Below are 17,702 nucleotides of genomic sequence, written 5' to 3'. Positions count from 1 at the left end.
CGAAAAAACGCGAAAGACTCTACACGCAAATGGGATTTTACTGTATTGTTATACCATACTCGAACGTAGAAAACATATTACCGTGGTCCACAGGCGCACTTCCGAACGATGCTCCGCCCGGGAAACGAGGTGAGTGACGGGATGGCGCGCGAACCGCAGTGTCGCATCGGACTGTTCCGCTTCAGTCGATTCGGGAACGCCGCGATCGGATCGGGAATTGTTCTTGCGCTCTCGCTCGTCGCGCTTCATATCGCCGGGGAAACGTATCGCGAACGCCTGCTCGCGGAAGAACGAACCCGCGTCTCAGCGGAACTCACGCCGTACGGAATCGCCCTCGGCGTCCTCCTCGACCGCCAATTCGCCGCCATCGACGGGCTCGACTCGCTCATACGCTCGCATGCGGGAGGAGACATCGAAAATCTCCGGGATCACTTCCTCCGGTACGCCGAGAACTTCTACCCTCGCAGGAAGGGTCTTCGCGCACTTCAGATCTTTCCGCGTTCGGGAAGGGTTTTCGTCTATCCCGAGGCCGGGAACGAGGCGTCGCTGAAACGGACGCTCGATGACCTCGTCAACGATGAACGCCCCGCCGTCCGCGAGGACGTCCGGCGCGCGATCGAAACGAAAAGTTCGACGGTGAGTGGTCCGTACGAACTGCGTCAGGGTGGACTCGGGCTCGTCACGCGACGCGCCGTCTTCACGGGCGATACGCTCTGGGGAATCACCGTCATCGTCACGGACATCCCGTCCCTGCTTCGCGAGGCGGGTCTCGAACCCTCTCCCGACGGCATCGAGACCGCCATACGGAACGATCGCGGATTCGTCTTCCACGGACGAACGGAGGTCTTCGATTCCCTTCCCGCATCCTGCGACATTCCTCTCGCCTCGGGACACTGGCGGCTCGCCGCGATACCGGCCGAAGGCTGGGAACGTTCCGTCTCGGGCTCGATGCGTCTTTTCAGGATCATGGGGACGATGCTTGCGCTTCTCCTCTCGTTCCTCGCGTTTCTGTCGGTCTACCGGGGAGAGACGCTCAGAGAGCTCGTCAAGGCGCAGAACATCGAGCTCGACGACTCTCGACACCGCTACCGCCAGCTCTTCGACGCGAATCCGGACGCGCTGTTCGTCGTGACGCCCACGGGGGAGATCCTCGACGCGAACCGGTCCGCATGCAACTCCTACGGATATTCGCCCGAGGAATTCCGCTCCCTCGGGATCGAAACGCTCTCCCCCGACGACCGCAACAGGGAGATCCGGAAACGACTCGTCGTCGCGTCCCTCTCCGGAACGCCGTTCGAGTGGCGTCACCGGCGCAGGGACGGGAGCGAATTCTCCGTCGAGATCCATTCCGCGGCGATCACGCTCCAGAAGAGATCGTGCCTGCTCGAAACGGTCCGTGACATCACCGAACGCAAGGAGGAGACGATGCGACGGGAGATGGAACTCGAACGCCGCGTCCTGGAGCGCACCGCGAAACTCGAAGCCGCCAACGCGGAACTCGAGAGCTTCTCGTACTCTGTCTCGCACGATCTCCGGGCTCCCCTCCGGGCGATCAACGGATACACGGGAATCCTCCTCGAGGATCACGCGCCGCATCTCGACGACGAGGGGCGGCGCGTCTGTTCCATCATCCTCGAGAATACGACCCGGATGAGCGCCCTGATCGACGGCCTTCTGCCCCTGTCGCGCTTCGGGCGGATGGCGATGTCCCTTGTCCCCATCGATACGGAGGCCATGGTGCGTTCGGTCATCGGAGACATCGCGGCCGGGGGCGGGGAAGGACGCATCGACTTCCGCGTCGGTCCGCTCCCCGACGCAATCGGGGACGCCACGCTGCTGCGGCAGGTCTGGACCAATCTGATCTCGAACGCGGTCAAATTCTCGTCGAAACGGGATCACCCGCGCATCGAGATCGAAGGGAACGACGACGGCGCGGAGTTGACATTCACGGTCCGGGACAACGGCGCCGGGTTCGACATGCAGTATGCGGACCGGCTGTTCGGCGTCTTCAGACGGCTTCACAGCCCAGAGGATTTCGACGGCACGGGGGTCGGCCTCGCGATCGTCCGGCGCATCGTCGAACGCCATGGAGGCGGCATCCGCGCGGAAGGCCGGGTGGACGCGGGAGCGTCGTTCGTCTTCACGCTCCCGCATCTCCGGGAAGAGATGGGAAACCAAGACGGGGGGAAAGGTTGATCCGTGGACACTCCACTGCGAATCCTGATGGTCGAAGACATGCCCGCCGACGCGGAGCTCGCGCGGCGCGAAATCTCGCGGGACATTCCCGAATGCGCGTTCCGGAGGGTCGAGACGAAGGAAGACCTCCTGCGGGAACTCGAGGAGTTCCGTCCGGACGTCGTCGTCTCGGACTATTCGATGCCGCGCTTCGACGGGATGACCGCGCTGCGCCTGAGCATCGGGCGCGATCCGACCATTCCGGTGATCATCCTGACGGGATCGATGAACGAGGACACCGCGGTCGCGTGCATGAAGGCAGGAGCGACCGATTACGTCATCAAGGAACACACCAAGCGTCTGGGCCCGGCAATCCTCGGCGCGATCGAGAAGCGGAGGCTCTGGGTGGATGCGGCCCGCAGGGAGCGCGAGCGCGAAGATCTGTTCGCACGCCTTCGCGCGTCGCTCGACGGAACCGTCCACATCATCTCGACGATCGTCGAAAAGCGGGACCCCTACACGGCCGGACATCAGCGGCGAGTCGCGCTCCTTGCGGCGAGGATCGCCGGGGAAATGGGACTCCCGGACGACCGCGTCGAAGGGGTCCGGATCGCCGGAGTCCTGCACGACATCGGAAAGGTCGCGATTCCGTCGGAAATTCTGAGCAAGCCGTCGAGCCTGACGCGCAACGAGTTCACGCTCATCCGGCAGCACCCGTTCGAAGGGTACGAAATCCTGAAGGACACCGACTTCCCGTGGCCGCTCGCGCGAATGGTCCTCGAACATCACGAACGCATCAACGGTTCGGGATATCCGGACGGCAGACGGGGGGAGGATCTTCTGCCCGAGTCGAAGATCCTGATGGTCGCCGACGTCGTCGAGGCCATGGCGAGTCACCGCCCGTACCGGCCGGCGCTCGGCGTCGACGCGGCGCTCGATTTCGTCGCGGGAAGCAGCGGAACGCTCTTCGACCCACAGGTCGTCGACGTGTGCATCTCGCTTTTCCGCGAACGGGGCTTCATGTGGGACGGCGCTCCGTCCGCTTTCGGCGCTGTCCGGATAAACGAAAATACCCCCTGAGGACCGGACGGAGGATGGCTTTCGTCAGCCCCGGATGTCCGCCACCGAGGGATACCCGAACCCGCCGCGGGCGGAACGGACCGCGTCTGCGACCGCCTCCTCGACCGCGCGCGACGCGAGCGCGCCGAGCGCGTTCAGGTCGGCATCGAGATCGCCGACCGACAGGGCGAATATCGTGTCTCCGTCGACCATCGTATGCGACGGCCTCATGGATCGTGCGTATCCGTCGTGCGACATCGACGCGAGCTTTCCGGCCTGCGCCTTCGTCATATGCGCGTTCGTCGCGACGACGCCGATCGTCGTATTTCCGGAAAAGACGTCCCGCTTCTCCCCGAGCGCCGCGATGACCGCGTCCTCTGTTCCGAGGAAGCGTCTCTCGTCGCGATCCCACGCTCCCGCGAGAATCCGTCCCGTCCCCGGTTCGATGACATCGCCGAGACAGTTCACGGCGATCAGGGCGCCGACGACGACCGCCCCGGCCCGCCATGCGCACGCTCCAACGCCGCCGCGCATCGCGAACTCCGCTCCGTGGAACTTGCCGACGGTCGCGCCCATGCCGGCCCCGACGGAACCGCACGAGGGAACGTACGCAGGATCGATCGCGTTTTCCGCGGCCCTGAGTCCCATTTCGCGCCCCGGTCTTCGGGACCAGTCGCCGCAAAACAGGTCGAAAAGAACGGCCGAACAGACGATCGGCACCTTCGTGACGCCGACATCGAAACCGACACCGCGCCGTTCGAGAAACTCCATCACCCCCGAGGCGGCGTCGAGGCCGAACGCGCTTCCGCCCGACAGCACGATCGCGTGAATTCGCTCGACCAGGTTCCGCGGGTCGAGAAGATCCGTTTCGCGCGTCCCTGGCGCACCGCCCCGGACATCGACCCCCGCTACGGCACCGCCCTCGCAGAGCACGACCGTACATCCGGTCCCTGCCGTCTCGTCATGCGCGTGTCCAACGCTCAATCCCGGAATATCGAAAAACGACATCGATTCCATCAGAACCGCTCCCTCCGTCCTTCCACGACATCGTCAGCGCGCGGTCGATGGCGATCAGAACGCCCGTGACGCCCTCGGCGTGCACTGGTCTCGGAATGACCGTGCGCGTTACGGATCGCTCACGATGCTCCCCTTCCCGTCTCTTCGGACGGAACCGGCCCGGTCCGATGAAGGGCGAATTCGCGAATAATGCAGTGAAGTACGCAATATGCACGCAGTATAGATATCGGATCCGGCGCTGTCAAACGAACGGAATGTTTTCCGTATACATTTCAGCAGGTTCCGCCAATTAGTGAACTCATTGACGAATGGTATGGACAGTGATATCGTCTTCCCCGAAGATACGTGAAATACTTCTCATTGTTTGAGGGAGGGAATGAACGTGTGGGACAGTACGATAGACATCGGTTCCGTTCGCGAGATCAGGACGAAAACGACGGCGTATCTTGGCGTCGGCGCCATCGCGAAGATCGCTGACATCGCGACGGAGCTTCGCAACAGGGGAATCGACAGGGTGCTCGTCATGTGCGGCAGGGGATCCTACCGCTCGACGGGGGCGTGGGATCACGTGCAAAAGGCACTCGCTGCAAGCCGTATCGCGTTCGCGCTCTACGATAGAGTCACGCCGAACCCCACCGTCGACAGCGTGGACGAGGCCGTGGCACTCGGTCGTTCGTTCGGCGCACGGGCCGTCGTCGCGATCGGCGGCGGAAGCCCGATCGACGCGGGCAAGAGCGCGGCCATTCTTCTGGAATACGGGGACAAAAGCGCGCGCGACCTCTACGAGCTGAAATTCGTCCCTGAACGGGCCGTGCCGGTCGTCGCCGTGAACCTCACGCACGGGACCGGCACCGAAGTCGACCGCTTCGCCGTCGTGAGCATCCCGGAGAAGGAGTTCAAGCCCGCGATCGCCTACGACTGCATCTACCCGCTCTACGCGATCGACGACCCGGCGCTGATGACGGGCCTGTCGTCCGATCAGACGCGCTTCGTCTCGATCGATGCGGTGAACCATGTCCTCGAGGCATGCACGACGAAGGCTGCGTCCCCTTACACGATCCTGCTCGCGCAGGAGACCGTCCGTCTCGTAGCCCATTATCTGCCGATCGCGATCGAAAATCCGAAAGATCTCCGCGCCCGGTACTTCCTGCTGTACGCGTCGATGATCGCGGGAATCTGCTTCGACAACGGTCTTCTGCACTTCACGCACGCGCTCGAGCATCCGCTGTCCGCGATGAAGCCGGAACTCGCGCACGGTCTCGGGCTTGCGATGATCGTGCCGGCCGTCGTTCGCGAGATTTATCCGGCGGTGCCGGCCGTTCTCGCTTCCGTCCTCGAACCGATCACCGGACCGCTCAAGGGGCTTCCCGAAGAGGCCGAGACAGTCGCAAAGGCTCTCGAATCGTGGCTCTTTTCGCTCGGTGTCACGAAGAAACTCAGGGACGAAGGGTTTGCCGAAGACGCAATCGCCCGTCTCGTACACCTCGCGCGGCACACGCCGTCGCTCGACGGGCTGCTTTCGATGGCTCCCGTCGCGTCCGGCGATGACGTCATCGAACGGATCTACCGGACCTCGCTCGCTCCCCTGGCGTAACGCCCGGGGACTTCCTCTTTCGCAGCTCCACCCCCGAAACGAACGGCCGGGATTTCTTCCCGGCCGTTCGTTGTCCGTTCCGTTATCTCCGCCGTCGCGACCTCAGGAATCCGCCGCACCGGACGGCCGCGGGCTCCATTCCGTGAACAGGCGCGCACGTTCGGCTCCATCGGCGCCGAGGACCGAATGAAGGTAGCTTCGGACACCCGAGGGAGATTCCATCGTTTGCGTCCGCACGCTCACGAGCCCCCGTCCTTCGGTCGGACGCAGGAACTCCGCCTCGACGTGCGAGATTGCCCGCCCGCGCAGAACGCCGTCGGGAACGGCCTCCGCCGCCCAGGCGAAGTACACCGCGTTGTTGACGTGTCCGTTCAGGTCGAGATCCCATTCCCGGATCCGGAACGGCACTTCGAAATCCTCCCCGTCGAACGGAGGCAGATCCGGCAAATCGCCGGCGACCGGACGCGCCTCGCTGACGTAAAGGGGCGTCGAGCATCGGTCGAGCCGTATGGGGCGTCCGCGTCCGACGTCGATCAGAATCCAGCACGTCAGTGCCGTCGCGAAAGTTCCGTCGTCGTCGCGCATTTCGAACGCGCGCATCGAGTAGAGGTTTCTGTGCGGCTCGTGCCACGTCGTCACGTGGAGTTCCCGTCCGTGAACGGGGTAGCGGTCCACGCGGATGCTGTAGCGGCGCAGAACCCAGCTCACGCCGCGCGGCAGAAGGTTCGCGACGGACATGTCCATCCGACGCGCGTCGCGGTCCGCCATGTCCTGAAAGATGTCGAGAAGTACGGGGAATTTCATCCGTCCGTCCGGACCGATTCCCGCATACGGAATCTGTAAGGTCGCCTCGAGCACACGCATCATCCCGTTTCGTCGAATAGTGATCTTTCGTATTATGCGCCTTTTCGCACGTTCGCGGCGGGCGTCGTATAATATTGAAATTGGATGGCATTTCATTCGCGCCCGAACCCGGGCGCCGGAGGTCGAACGACGCATGAGGCGTACTGTCCGCGCGCTATTGATGCCGCTTCTCCTGTTGGCGGCCTGGGCCGGCTCCCTCTCCGCGGCGGAGCATCCGTTCGCGGTCCACACGGTGAAGGCCGGAGATACCGTTCAGGGCGTCGCAGCCCGCTATCGCATCGATCCCATGAACCTGACCGCCGCCAACGGGCTCTCCGCAGCGGACGCGCTGCCGCCGGCGGGGACGGTCCTTCTGATTCCGAAGTCGCCGAAGGACGTCCTCGCGACGCTCTACGAGGCCAAGCGCCGGGGACTCGGAGCATGGCCGAAACCGCGGTTCGCAGACGAATTTCTCGCGCCGCTCGTCCCGCAGGAGGACGTTCCCGAAAGTCGGGACTACCGCGCAAAGGTTCCCGATCGCGTCAGCGTCGCGACGCCGAAGGGCGGACACGAACAGCTGCGCCCCGACGAAGCGGCCGCAACCGCGCCGACACCGGCGCCGAAGGGCGAAGAACCCGCAGCCCCGCCCGCTCCCGAAGCGGCCTCCGGACGGAAGCCGGACGCAACGGAACATCTGGTCCGCGAGGGAGACACTCTCTACCGCATCGCGAGATCCTACGGGGTTTCGTTCTCGGAACTCCTGCGCGTCAACTCCTTCACGGAGTCGACCGTCATCCGGATCGGGCAGACGATCCGGCTTCCCGGCGCGGCGGACACGCCGACGCAGGAAAAGGCCCCTCCGAAGTCCGCGAAGCCGCGCGCCCGGGAGGCGAAGCCGACGCAACCACCGCAGCCCGCGAAGCAGAGCGGCCTCGAACTCCAGTGGCCGCTCCGGAGCGGTTCGGCTCCCAAACAGGTGGGCACGAACTTCGGATCGGGGCTGAGCGCGAGCGCGAAGCCCGGCGAGACCGTCTATGCAGCCGCCGACGCGACCGTGCTCCACGGCGGATGGATGAAGGACTTCGGCAACGCGGTCTACCTCAACCACGGCAACGGCATCGCCACGTTCTACGGAGGGCTCGGAACTCTCTATGTCACATCGGGACAGACCGTGAAGCGCGGGACGAAGATCGCGACAATCGGCGACGGCCCGGCCCCGAAGCTGGTCTTCCATCTCCTGCGCGACGGCAAGTCCGTCGATCCGAGGCCCTATCTGGCGAAGCAGTGATCTCCCCCCGGCCCGGGGAGCGCGGACGACAGGATCAGGTTCCGAGCGTCAGCCGTTCCCCGTAGCTGTCGAGGAAGTTGTACGCGATATCTCTGAATTCCCGTTCGTTCGCGAGGAACGCGTCGACGACGTCGGGATCGAAGCTCTTTCCCCGCTCTCCGGTGATGATTTCCACCGCCTTCGCGTGGGAGTAGGGCGGTTTGTAGACGCGCCGGCTGATCAGCGCGTCGTAGACGTCCGCAAGAGCCATGAGACGTCCGGAAACGGGGATGTCCTCGCCGGCCAGTCCGCAGGGATACCCCTGTCCGTTCCATTTTTCGTGATGCGTCGCGGCGATTTCGGCGGCAATCCGCAGGAAGGTACTCCCTCCCATGCTTTCCTCGGCGTTCCGTAACGCGCTCCGGCCATAGGCGGTGTGGAGCTTCATCTCCTCGAATTCCTCGCCGCTCAGCTTTCCGGGTTTCTTGAGGATCTGGTCCGGGATCCCGACCTTGCCGATATCGTGCAGCGGCGCTGTCTTGAACAGGAGGTCGATGATACCGTCCTCCGAGAGGTAGACACGGAATTTCGGGTGGCTTCTGAGGTGTTCGGCAAGCACGCGGACATAGCGCTGCGTACGCAGGATATGGCCGCCGGTCTCGAGATCCCTCGTCTCGGCGAGCGCGGAGAGGCTGTTGATCATGACCTCCTGCAGGGCGACGATTTCTCTGGTTCGTTCCCGGACGAGCTCCTCGAGGTGATCGCGGTATCTCTTGAGGTTCAGGTGGTTTTTCACGCGGGCCTTCACGAGCTCCAGAATGAACGGCTTCGTGATGTAATCCACGGCACCCATCGCCAGGCCGCGGGCCTCGTCGCTTTCCTCCGTCTTCGCGGTCAGGAAGATCACGGGGATATCCGCCGTTTCCGGAGCGGCAGACAGGCGTTCGTAGACCTCGTATCCGTCCATATCGGGCATGATGATGTCGAGCAGGATGAGATCGGGGCGGTCTTCGGCGGCGGTTTCCAGCGCCGTCTGTCCGTCCATCGCCACGCGGACGTCATAGAGATCCCCGAGCGCCGAGACGAGCTCGTCGACACTCGATTCGACGTCATCGACGATGAGGACTTTCGCCGGGGAAGATTCAACCATGTTTTCCGTCACTTCCTTCCTGTTGCGAAACAGCGTACTCCATCCGACCGCAATTTTCCACTATTCCTCTTTATCCGAAATATCGTCATCCGGGAATTCGCGGGCTATTTCCCCGATTTCATCCCCTACCCCGAGAAAACAGTCCGTCATTCCGGGATCGAACGACGTCCCGCGCCCTTCGGCGACGACCGAAATCGCGCGGTCATGCGGAAACGGCTCCTTGTACACCCGACGGCTGACCAGTGCGTCGTACACGTCGGCAAGAGCCATGATCCGACCCGAAACCGGGATTTCGGCTCCCCCGACGCCGCGGGGGTATCCGCTTCCGTCCCATTTCTCGTGGTGGGAGTACGCGATCTCGGCCGCCAGACGCATGAACGAGTTGGATCCAAGCCTTTTTTCCGCCATACGCAACGCCCGGAGTCCATACACTGTGTGTCGCTTCATCTCCTCGAACTCCTCGTGCGTGAGCTTTCCCGGCTTTCTGAGAATCGCATCGGGAACGCCGACCTTTCCGATATCGTGGAGTGGCGCGGATTTGTACAGGAGGTCGATCGTCGCGTCGTTCAGGGAGTCCCGGTATTCAGGAAGCAGGCTCAGACGTTCGGCGAGAAGGCGGACGTACCGCTGCGTCCGGAGTATGTGGCCGCCCGTCTCGGGATCCCGCGTTTCGGTGAACGACGCGAGGCAATATATCGCCACCTCCTGTGTCGCCGCCAGTTCGGCGGTGCGTTCCCGCACGAGATCCTCCAGTTTGTCGCGATAGCGCTTGAGTTCGATCTGGTTGTTCACGCGCGATTTCACGAGTTCGGGGCTGAAGGGTTTCGCGATGTAGTCCACCGCGCCGAGCGCAAGCCCGCGCGCCTCGTCGCTCTCGCTTGTCATCGCCGTCAGGAAGATGACGGGGATATCGTTCGTCGCGGCATTCGCCTTGAGGCGACGGCACACCTCGTACCCGTCCATTCCGGGCATCATCACGTCGAGAAGGATCATGTCCGGCTTTTCTTCCGAGACCGCCTCGAGCGCGCCCGCTCCGTCCATCGCGACGCGGACGTCGTAAACCGCGTCGAGCGTTCCGACGAGGACATCGACGTTCGCCTCCGTATCGTCGACAACCAACACCTTCGGCGGACCTCCTGTCATCCGTCTTTCGCCTCCTCTCCGGACAGCACGCGCAGGAGCGCCGTCACGCGGAGTTCCGCCTCCCTGAACTTGTACTGTCCGAGCAACGCGTCCATCTCGACCAGGGACCGGGAGTACCCGTCCGGCCACGAAAAGGCAAGGATCTCCGCCATGATTTCCCGGCACGGCCGCGGTTTGCGCTTTCGCATTTCGGGGAGCAGCCTTTCGAGCATCGACGCGAGCCGGGCAACGTCTCCGGGTTCGCTTCCTCCGGCGGACGAGGCTTCTTCCCCGGCAAGGCAGGCGACTACCGGATCGAGATCCCGGATCACGCGCACCAGCTCCTGCTCGAACGGCACCAGCGCACTCTCGTCCGTGAGTCCGGAGGAAACCGCCAGCGCCGATTCGAGGAGTTCGGCCCTTCTCTGGAGATCCGGCGCCCCGATCGTTCCCGCGACGCCTTTGATCGTGTGCGCCATTCTGAGGGCGCTCTCCGTGTCCCCGCCAGAGAGGGCGGAACGGATCTGTCCGGAAATCCCGGCGTAATCGCGATGGAACTTTCCCAAAAGGCTCGCGTACAGCTTCGTGTTCCCGGATACTCGGGAGAGACCGATCTCGCTGTTCACGACCGAGAGACTCGACAGGTCGCACGGATTCCCTTCCTCTTCCGGAACCGCTGGATTCGGGACCGCGTATTCCGGCGGGAGCGTCCGCTCTCCGGGACGGATCCACCGCACGAGCGTCCGCAAAACGTCCGCAGGGTCTACGGGCTTGGTCACGTAATCGTCCATTCCGCTTTCGAGGACCCGTTCCCGCACCCCCGCCATGGCGTCGGCGGTCATCGCGACAATCGGCACGGCGGTGGCCGCTCCGCCGGGTCCGACCTCCGCTTTTTCCCGGCGACGGATCTCGGAGGCGGCCGCGAATCCATCCATCTCCGGCATCTGAAGGTCCATGAGGACGACGTCGTAGGGCGTGGACGATCGTCTCGCCTCCGTCACCCGTTCGACGCCGATGCGTCCGTTTTCGGCGATGTCGACGAAGAACCCCTCCGACGAGAGAAGTTCCGTGGCGAGCTGCCGGTTGATTTCGTTGTCCTCTACCAGCAGCAGACGCGCCCCTCGGCGCTCGTCGAGCCCGTCCGGCGCCTCGATCTTCCGCTTCCCCTTCTCGATTCCCTGTTCCGCGGGATGCCCGAAAGCCTCCATGATCGCATCGAAGAGAAGGGACTGTGTCACGGGTTTGAGAAGATATCCGTCGAGATTGATCCGTTTCGCGTCCTCCATGACGTCATCCCGACCGTAACCGGTCACGAGGATGATTTTCGGGATCCGTTCGAGTGTGGATTCCTGCTGGATCCGTTTCGCCGCCTCGATGCCGTCCATTCCTGGCATCATCCAGTCCATGAAGACGAGGTCGAAGGGAAGCTCTCCCATAAAGGCGTCGGAACGGAGTTTTTCGACGGCCGCTTCCCCCGAGGCGGCGGAGAAAACGTCGCACGAGAACCCCCTCAGATAGTGCTCCATGACCTCGCGGAATGTGGCGTTATCGTCGACGACCATGATCTTCAGGCCGCGCACGGCCTCCGGAGCTGCGACGCGCGAGGACTGCCCTTTCCGGAGGCCGAATTCCGCGGTGAACCGGAAGACGCTTCCCTTCCCCGGCACGCTCTCGACTCCGATCGAACCTCCCATGTGCTCGACGAGGTTGCGACTGATGCTCAGACCGAGTCCCGTTCCGCCATAGCGCCGCGTCGTCGAGGCATCGGCCTGTTCGAAGGAGCGAAAAAGCCTGTTTCGCTGCTCTTCCGTCATTCCGATTCCGGTATCGCTGACCGCGAAGTTCAGCGTCGCGTCGTCCGGGCCGGCCCGGCCGCACGCGACGGAAACGACGACCTCGCCCCTTTCCGTGAACTTGACCGCATTGTTCACGAGGTTGAGCAACACCTGCCCCAGCCGCAACGGATCGCCGACGAGCGCCCCCGGAACGTCCGGAGCGACGTCGAAGATCAGTTCGAGTCCCTTCTCCTGTGCCTTCATCGTGACCTGATTCGCGAGATTTCCGAGGACTCCGCTGAGTTCGAAGTCGATTCGTTCGAGATCGAGTTTTCCGGCCTCGATCTTCGAGAAATCGAGAATGTCGTTGATGTCCCGAGGAGGTTCTGTGCCGAGGCGTTGACTTTCGTGACGTAGTCCCGCTGCTTCGGCGTAAGGTCGGTCCTGAGGGCCAGATGGCTCATTCCGATGATCGCGTTCATCGGCGTCCGGATCTCGTGGCTCATGTTCGCGAGAAAGTCGCCCTTCGCCTTCGTCGCCTCTTCGGCCTCGCGCCGGGCCTTCTCGAGGTCCGCCAGCATTTCCTGCATCCTGCCCTTCGCACGGTCACGTTCGGCGATCTGCACGCGCAGCTCTTCGCCGGTGCGATTGAGTTCGGCGACGACATGCCGGAGTTCGTTTTCTGCCTGCTTTCTCGCGGATACCTCGGACGAGAGCCGTCGGTTCCAGAACAGGATCAGCGAGAGCAGGAAGAGTGCCCCTGCCGTGACTTTCCAGACGAGCGCGTAGTCGATTCCCTTCGCGTATTCGACGTGCATCCAGCGGCTTTCGATCTCCCGGTGTTCCTGTTCCGTCATCGACGCGAAGACCTTGTCGATGATCGAGACAGCCTCAGGAAACCGCAAGTCGACGCCGATCCGGTGGTCGAACCGATACCCCGCCTCGCCCGCGATCTTGAGGTTCGAGAGACCGAGATCCCGCATCACCTCGATGGCGACCGCCATGTGCTCCACGAACGCGAACGCGCTGCCGTCGGCGACTCTCAGGAGTCCTTCGGCGACGTCGTTCGTTTCGACGATTCGGATTTCGGGGTAGTGCCTCCTGAGATAGTTCGCGGCCGTATACCCCCTGCCCGCGGCGACGGTCCGTCCCGCAAGCTCGCCGATGTCCCTGATGTAACTCACGTCGTTCCTCGTGACGATGACGAGCGGAAAAGAGGCGTACGGGGCGGACAGGAGGATCTCCCGTCCAGCGTCGTCGCCGCTCGCGAGCGCCGGGATCATGTCGATCTCGCGGCGGGCGTAGGCATCGAGAACATCGGACCACGTGTCGCGTTTGCGATACTCGAAACGCAGCCCGGAACGCTCCGTGATGATCTTCAGGTAATCGGCGATCAGTCCGTCGAAGGCTCCGGATTCATCGACGACGGATATCGGCCTCCAGTCGACATCGCTGAAGGTCATCGGTCCGTGGGATTCGACAAATGCCCGTTCGGCGGGCGTGAGCGGAATTCGCCCGTCCTTCCGGACCGACGCGGACTTCTTCCCGGTCCATTTTTCGTAGAGCCGCCGGACGTCGCTCTCCGGGATCAGCGCCATCCCACGACGAAGGATCGACGCGAGCAGCGGCTGATCCTTCCTGACCGCGACGTGCAGCCGCAGCGGACCGGCTCCCGCGATTCCGATATCGTCGCCGCGGACGAGTTCCTGTTCCCCGAGCCTCTCGCAGAGGAATTCGACCACGGGAACCGCGTCGACAACGACGTCCGCCTTCCCCCGTGCGACGGCCCAGACCGCCTCGCTCGAATCGGGAGTCTCGAACAGGTCGATCGAGGCGAAGCGATGAAGGATGTCCCGGGAAACGAACCCCCTCGTGACCGCGACGCGACGGCCGGAAAGATCCTTCACCGAGGTCACGCGGGGCGTTCCCCGGCTCGTGAACGGAGCGACCTCGACGGACGCGTACGCGGGCAGGAACGAGAGGAACTCCTCCCGTTCAGAAGTTGCCGCGACATTCAAAAGGACATCGAGATCCCCGGAGCGAATCATCGAGAAGAAATCGTTCCACTTTCCGTGAGTGACGAAACGGATGTCAAGCCCCGTCTTTTCCGCGAGCAGCATCATGTATTCGATCGAGAGTCCCTTCGGAATGCCGCCCTCACGGTAGTTCAGCGGCGCCCAGTCCTCCTCGTTCTGGACGCGGATCTCCCGCGTGTTCGCGAGAAAGGTCCGTTCCTCGTCGGTAAGCGCGGCCGCGAACTCGGCCGGGATCTGTCTCGCGTGACGGACGATCCACTTCTTCTCCAGTCCGTCGCGATCCCTGACGGAGATCTTTCCGAGCCCATCGTTGATGAGAGGAAGCAGGTCGGCTCTGTCCCGGGATACGGCGGCGCAGTAGACCTGCGAGAAGAGCGGCGCGGATTCGTCGAATGAGAAGATGTTCGAGAGGCGGTTTTGTCCCAGAAAGTAGTTCAGGCCGATCTTCGTCGACACGAAGACCTTGACGTCCCCACGCATCGCTGCGCGGAAGAGCGCGTCGAAGTCGTCGTAGAACGCGATTCGCGAAGCCGGGAGACGGGCCCAGAGAAAATCCTGCGTATAGCCGCTGGTGGCGATGCCGACGATCAGTCCGGACGTGTCGTCGAGCGTCCGGACGCGGCGGATCGCCGGGTGGGAGAACAGGAAGTAGTCGAGGCTCAGGATTGGGGCGGAAAACGCGAGGTACGATTCCCGCTCCGGCGTGCGGAAGACTCCGGCATGGATATCGGCGCTTCCCGTCCTGAGGTATTCGAGTGATTCGTTCAGTCCGGGGGCGCGCACGAGGTCGACGGACACTCCGGCCTTTTCCGACCAGAGCCGCCAGAAGTCTGCGAAGAGCCCCATCGCGTCCCCGGATTCGCTCTCGAACTTCAGCGGCGCGACGCCTGGGTTGTAGACAAAACTCAGCCGCGCTCCTCCCGACGTGGCGCCGGAATGCGTCGGAAACATCATGAAGGTCGCGAGCAGAAGAACGGCGAACAATGGAACGAACCGGCCGGAACGGGAACGGTCGCATTTCCGCATCGGGCACCTCTCCTCGGAGACTGCGTCAGAATGCGTTCATGTTTCCCCGGGTTTCCGGAATACCGTGTCGTATAATCGCCTGTCTGCGGACATACGAACCCTGTCAGTTGTATTCTATCAGAATCTTCGCTCTCCCGCTCCGTTTTTCCCTCGTTTTGTCCGCGTCAGGCCGTGAGCCGGCCTCCCTCGACGACGACGCGGCCGTCGAGCCGCAGCGTCGGCTTGCGCATGACGCCGTCGATGTGAATTCCCGCGGCGACGGTTCCTCCGAACGTATCGTTGCTGCCGAGCGCGATGTGTACCGTCCCGTAGATCTTTTCATCCTCGAGAATCACGCCCGTGAAGCGTGCGCGGTCGTTCGTCCCGATGCCGAGCTCCGCGAGGTTGCGGGCCTTCGGATTGTCCCCGAGCTGCGCGAGGATCGTGGAGCCTCCCCTTCCCTCGATGCCGGCGAGAAGCCCGTCCCGGAACGTCAGCAGCAGCGGTTCGTCGAGGACGCCGAGCCCGACGAACGATCCGTCGATGACCACGGAGCCGTTCGCACTCCCTTCGACCGGCGCGATGTACGCCTCTCCCGAAGGGAGGTTGCCCGATTCGCCCCTGTTGCGATAGACGCCCGTGCTCGGATGCCCTTCGCGCCCGGCGAGGGACATCGAGAGAGAGTGTCCGCCCGTTATGATCTCGGCCGTTCCGGCGTGGGAAAGCAGCTCAGTGTAGCGTTTCGTCACCGCTTCGACGATCGTGTAGTCGGCCGTGATCGGACCGTTGAAGTACATATCCCCGGTGATTCGCGGCATCGTCGCCACGCGGGCTCCCGCTTCGCACGCGCGCTTTCGCGCCTGCGTATGCGTCAGCGAGGCCCCGGTCGGGGCCACAACGACGTCGGCGGCCTTCATCGCGGCCGAGACGATGTCGTCCGGCTCAGCGCCGTTCCGTTCGGGAACGGGAATCCGGATCGCAGCCGTCTTCGCACCCAGGGCGCATCCCGCGAGAAACAGACTCTCGCCGATCTGCAATGTCGTCTCGTCGTAGACGACGACCAGCCGTTCGCCGGCGACAAGCCCCATATTGTCCTTCAGAAGCCGCTTCGACACATCGACGAAATCCATATTCCGAACGCCCCTCCTCATCCGATCAGTTCGCGAACGACGCGGGCGACGATGCCCCGCGCCAGGATCACGGGCCTGTCCGTCACTTCCCGGACCGCTTCCTGCATCGCAAGCGTATACCCCATGCAGTCCATGACCGTGAGATCGGCCCCCCATTCCTTCATCTCCGCCGCGGCCGCCCGAACGGCCCTTTCGGCATCCGCGTAGGGCGACGCCGGAACCACGCGAAGATCCGAGCAGACGCTCTTCCAGCGACGTCCGGATTGCGCGATCTGGTCGCGCGACGGCGTCAGGAACCCGACGCGCAATCCTTTCGCGACCGCCTCGACCGTATTGTACAGGATGCGTTGCGGACGCAGGAGCAGACCGTCGGTCGGGAAATCCGGGAATTCTCCCGTGCAGAGCAGCAGAACGGTCGAAAGACCGTTGTCGAAATGCTCCGCGATCCTGGCTTCCACGCGGGGCGCGATATATTTTTCGGCGACCTGGATCGACGAACCGTCCGCCAGGCGCGTGACGAGAACGTAGTCTCCGGTCTCGGGGGCGAGAGACGCGATCTCGTCCCGGGAGAGTCCGTCGAGCGCGCCGGCCTCGACGATGTCGATTCCGTCGCCGAGAATCGCGCGCAGATCGGGCGTCACGTCCGTTCGCGGCGACTGTCCGATCGTCACCGTTCCGAGAATCCGTTTCATCGGTCATTCTCCTTTCGAAGTTCGTCCCGATAACAGCACGCGAGATGATCCGCGCCGTTCGGTCCGCAGCGGAGGCACTCGTCGATGGAGCCGGCGACGCCGCTCGTCTCCGCTCCCCTGACACTCTCGAGAACCATCCGGAACGTCTCGAACCATCGGTCGTCGCCATCGACGACGAACGTCGCTCCGCCTTCGGCTCCCGAGACGCCGCCGCGTCCGATGACCCACGCGTCGCGCGCCCCGAGCGCGCGCAACGCCTCGGGTTCGCTCACGATCCGCCCGAAGAGGGGCACGAGTCCCACCGCCATGCCCATGGACCACGCCGGCGCCTTTCGGCCGCAGGCTTTCATCGCCTCCGGCACGGAAGTCGGGGAGATCTTCTCGACTCCCGCGGCGATGATGCATCGCACCCCCTGCGACGGCAGGAGCGGCAGTATCCGTCCCGGCTCGCCGCCCATGAACCGCCCGGCCATCATCGCCGCGTTCCCGCAGGAGTCGACGATGTTGGCGCCGCAGACGACGACGTCGTCCGGGCCCATCTCGGCGGCGATCGCCTCGAGACGGCCATCTGCCGCTTCGGGACGCCCTCCGCGAAGCAACAGGGAGTGCGCCCCTTCGACGGTCCGGGCCGCCGCGACGGTCCCCCGGAGGGATATCCGTCCGGAAATCCGGAGCGGCGTCCCGGCCAGTTCTTCCGCGAGCGCCGAGACCGTCGTCCCGCCCTTGAGCAGGATCATCCCGTCCGCCAACGCGCGGCGCACTTCGGGAAGCGCGGCGATCCCCTTCGCGATCAGTTTTTTGCCTTCCGCGACGGTAAGGGAAAACTGCGCTTTCATC

The 17,702-nt window shown here is 63.7% G+C and carries 13 protein-coding genes; 4 read left to right on the top strand and 9 right to left on the bottom strand.

Translation table 11 applies throughout. The features are described from left to right. Positions 1-141: 141 nt before the first annotated feature. The gene (locus ACZ5IU_RS09650; protein ID WP_464416704.1) at positions 142-2,196 is read left to right on the top strand and encodes an ATP-binding protein; all 2,055 of its coding nucleotides are present in this window, start codon (positions 142-144) and stop codon (positions 2,194-2,196) included. A 3-nt stretch (positions 2,197-2,199) separates the two neighbouring features. Next, positions 2,200-3,255: an HD domain-containing phosphohydrolase gene (locus tag ACZ5IU_RS09645; protein WP_464416702.1), complete on the top strand. Its 1,056-nt coding sequence runs from the start codon at positions 2,200-2,202 to the stop codon at positions 3,253-3,255. A gap of 24 nt (positions 3,256-3,279) precedes the next feature. Here the strand turns inward: ACZ5IU_RS09645 and ACZ5IU_RS09640 are convergent, their stop codons facing one another. After that, positions 3,280-4,251 (bottom strand): P1 family peptidase, encoded by a 972-nt coding sequence (locus ACZ5IU_RS09640; protein WP_464416700.1) that lies wholly within the window; start codon positions 4,249-4,251, stop codon positions 3,280-3,282. Positions 4,252-4,633: 382 nt separating this feature from the next. Between ACZ5IU_RS09640 and ACZ5IU_RS09635 the strand changes: the two genes are divergently transcribed. After that, positions 4,634-5,845: an iron-containing alcohol dehydrogenase gene (locus ACZ5IU_RS09635; protein WP_464416698.1), complete on the top strand. Its 1,212-nt coding sequence runs from the start codon at positions 4,634-4,636 to the stop codon at positions 5,843-5,845. Between the two features lie 102 nt (positions 5,846-5,947). On the opposite strand, the gene ACZ5IU_RS09630 is transcribed toward ACZ5IU_RS09635, so the two are convergent. Beyond that, positions 5,948-6,703: an acyl-[acyl-carrier-protein] thioesterase gene (locus ACZ5IU_RS09630; protein WP_464416696.1), complete on the bottom strand. Its 756-nt coding sequence runs from the start codon at positions 6,701-6,703 to the stop codon at positions 5,948-5,950. A gap of 139 nt (positions 6,704-6,842) precedes the next feature. Between ACZ5IU_RS09630 and ACZ5IU_RS09625 the strand changes: the two genes are divergently transcribed. Next, a complete protein-coding gene (locus tag ACZ5IU_RS09625; RefSeq protein WP_464416694.1) occupies positions 6,843-7,976 on the top strand; it encodes a LysM peptidoglycan-binding domain-containing protein in 1,134 nt (377 codons plus the stop codon). 34 nt (positions 7,977-8,010) lie between these two features. Here ACZ5IU_RS09625 and ACZ5IU_RS09620 read toward each other — a convergent pair whose 3' ends face one another. From ACZ5IU_RS09620 to ACZ5IU_RS09590, 7 genes are all read right to left on the bottom strand, one after another. Further along, positions 8,011-9,105: a response regulator gene (locus tag ACZ5IU_RS09620; protein WP_464416692.1), complete on the bottom strand. Its 1,095-nt coding sequence runs from the start codon at positions 9,103-9,105 to the stop codon at positions 8,011-8,013. A gap of 60 nt (positions 9,106-9,165) precedes the next feature. Beyond that, entirely contained in the window at positions 9,166-10,248 is a 1,083-nt protein-coding gene (locus ACZ5IU_RS09615) for a response regulator (RefSeq protein WP_464416690.1), read from the bottom strand. Beyond that, positions 10,245-12,266, bottom strand: a complete 2,022-nt coding sequence (locus ACZ5IU_RS09610) for a response regulator (protein WP_464416688.1) — start codon at positions 12,264-12,266, stop codon at positions 10,245-10,247. Before ACZ5IU_RS09610 ends, ACZ5IU_RS09615 begins: the two co-directional genes overlap by 4 nt. Continuing rightward, positions 12,263-15,064, bottom strand: a complete 2,802-nt coding sequence (locus ACZ5IU_RS09605) for a transporter substrate-binding domain-containing protein (RefSeq protein WP_464416686.1) — start codon at positions 15,062-15,064, stop codon at positions 12,263-12,265. The genes ACZ5IU_RS09610 and ACZ5IU_RS09605 overlap by 4 nt, the downstream gene beginning before the upstream one ends. Before the next feature lie 164 nt (positions 15,065-15,228). Then, the gene (locus ACZ5IU_RS09600) at positions 15,229-16,173 is read right to left on the bottom strand and encodes an aminopeptidase (RefSeq protein WP_464416684.1); all 945 of its coding nucleotides are present in this window, start codon (positions 16,171-16,173) and stop codon (positions 15,229-15,231) included. A gap of 17 nt (positions 16,174-16,190) precedes the next feature. Continuing rightward, positions 16,191-16,865 (bottom strand): AroM family protein, encoded by a 675-nt coding sequence (locus ACZ5IU_RS09595; protein WP_464416682.1) that lies wholly within the window; start codon positions 16,863-16,865, stop codon positions 16,191-16,193. Further along, entirely contained in the window at positions 16,862-17,701 is an 840-nt protein-coding gene (locus ACZ5IU_RS09590) for a hypothetical protein (RefSeq protein WP_464416680.1), read from the bottom strand. Before ACZ5IU_RS09590 ends, ACZ5IU_RS09595 begins: the two co-directional genes overlap by 4 nt. Position 17,702: the final 1 nt, after the last annotated feature.

This window comes from Lactivibrio alcoholicus, from assembly GCF_055390895.1.
This window is presented reverse-complemented; position numbering and strand designations above follow the sequence as displayed.

What these genes read in the sequence shown, in the direction of transcription:
- ACZ5IU_RS09605 (WP_464416686.1), bottom strand. Translation starts at nt 15,064, where the DNA reads ATGCGGAAATGCGACCGTTCCCGTTCCGGCCGGTTCGTTCCATTGTTC.
- ACZ5IU_RS09620 (WP_464416692.1), bottom strand. Translation starts at nt 9,105, where the DNA reads ATGGTTGAATCTTCCCCGGCGAAAGTCCTCATCGTCGATGACGTCGAA.
- ACZ5IU_RS09615 (WP_464416690.1), bottom strand. Translation starts at nt 10,248, where the DNA reads ATGACAGGAGGTCCGCCGAAGGTGTTGGTTGTCGACGATACGGAGGCG.
- ACZ5IU_RS09625 (WP_464416694.1), top strand. Translation starts at nt 6,843, where the DNA reads ATGAGGCGTACTGTCCGCGCGCTATTGATGCCGCTTCTCCTGTTGGCG.
- ACZ5IU_RS09600 (WP_464416684.1), bottom strand. Translation starts at nt 16,173, where the DNA reads ATGGATTTCGTCGATGTGTCGAAGCGGCTTCTGAAGGACAATATGGGG.
- ACZ5IU_RS09595 (WP_464416682.1), bottom strand. Translation starts at nt 16,865, where the DNA reads ATGAAACGGATTCTCGGAACGGTGACGATCGGACAGTCGCCGCGAACG.
- ACZ5IU_RS09650 (WP_464416704.1), top strand. Translation starts at nt 142, where the DNA reads ATGGCGCGCGAACCGCAGTGTCGCATCGGACTGTTCCGCTTCAGTCGA.
- ACZ5IU_RS09590 (WP_464416680.1), bottom strand. Translation starts at nt 17,701, where the DNA reads ATGAAAGCGCAGTTTTCCCTTACCGTCGCGGAAGGCAAAAAACTGATC.
- ACZ5IU_RS09610 (WP_464416688.1), bottom strand. Translation starts at nt 12,266, where the DNA reads ATGAAGGCACAGGAGAAGGGACTCGAACTGATCTTCGACGTCGCTCCG.
- ACZ5IU_RS09640 (WP_464416700.1), bottom strand. Translation starts at nt 4,251, where the DNA reads ATGGAATCGATGTCGTTTTTCGATATTCCGGGATTGAGCGTTGGACAC.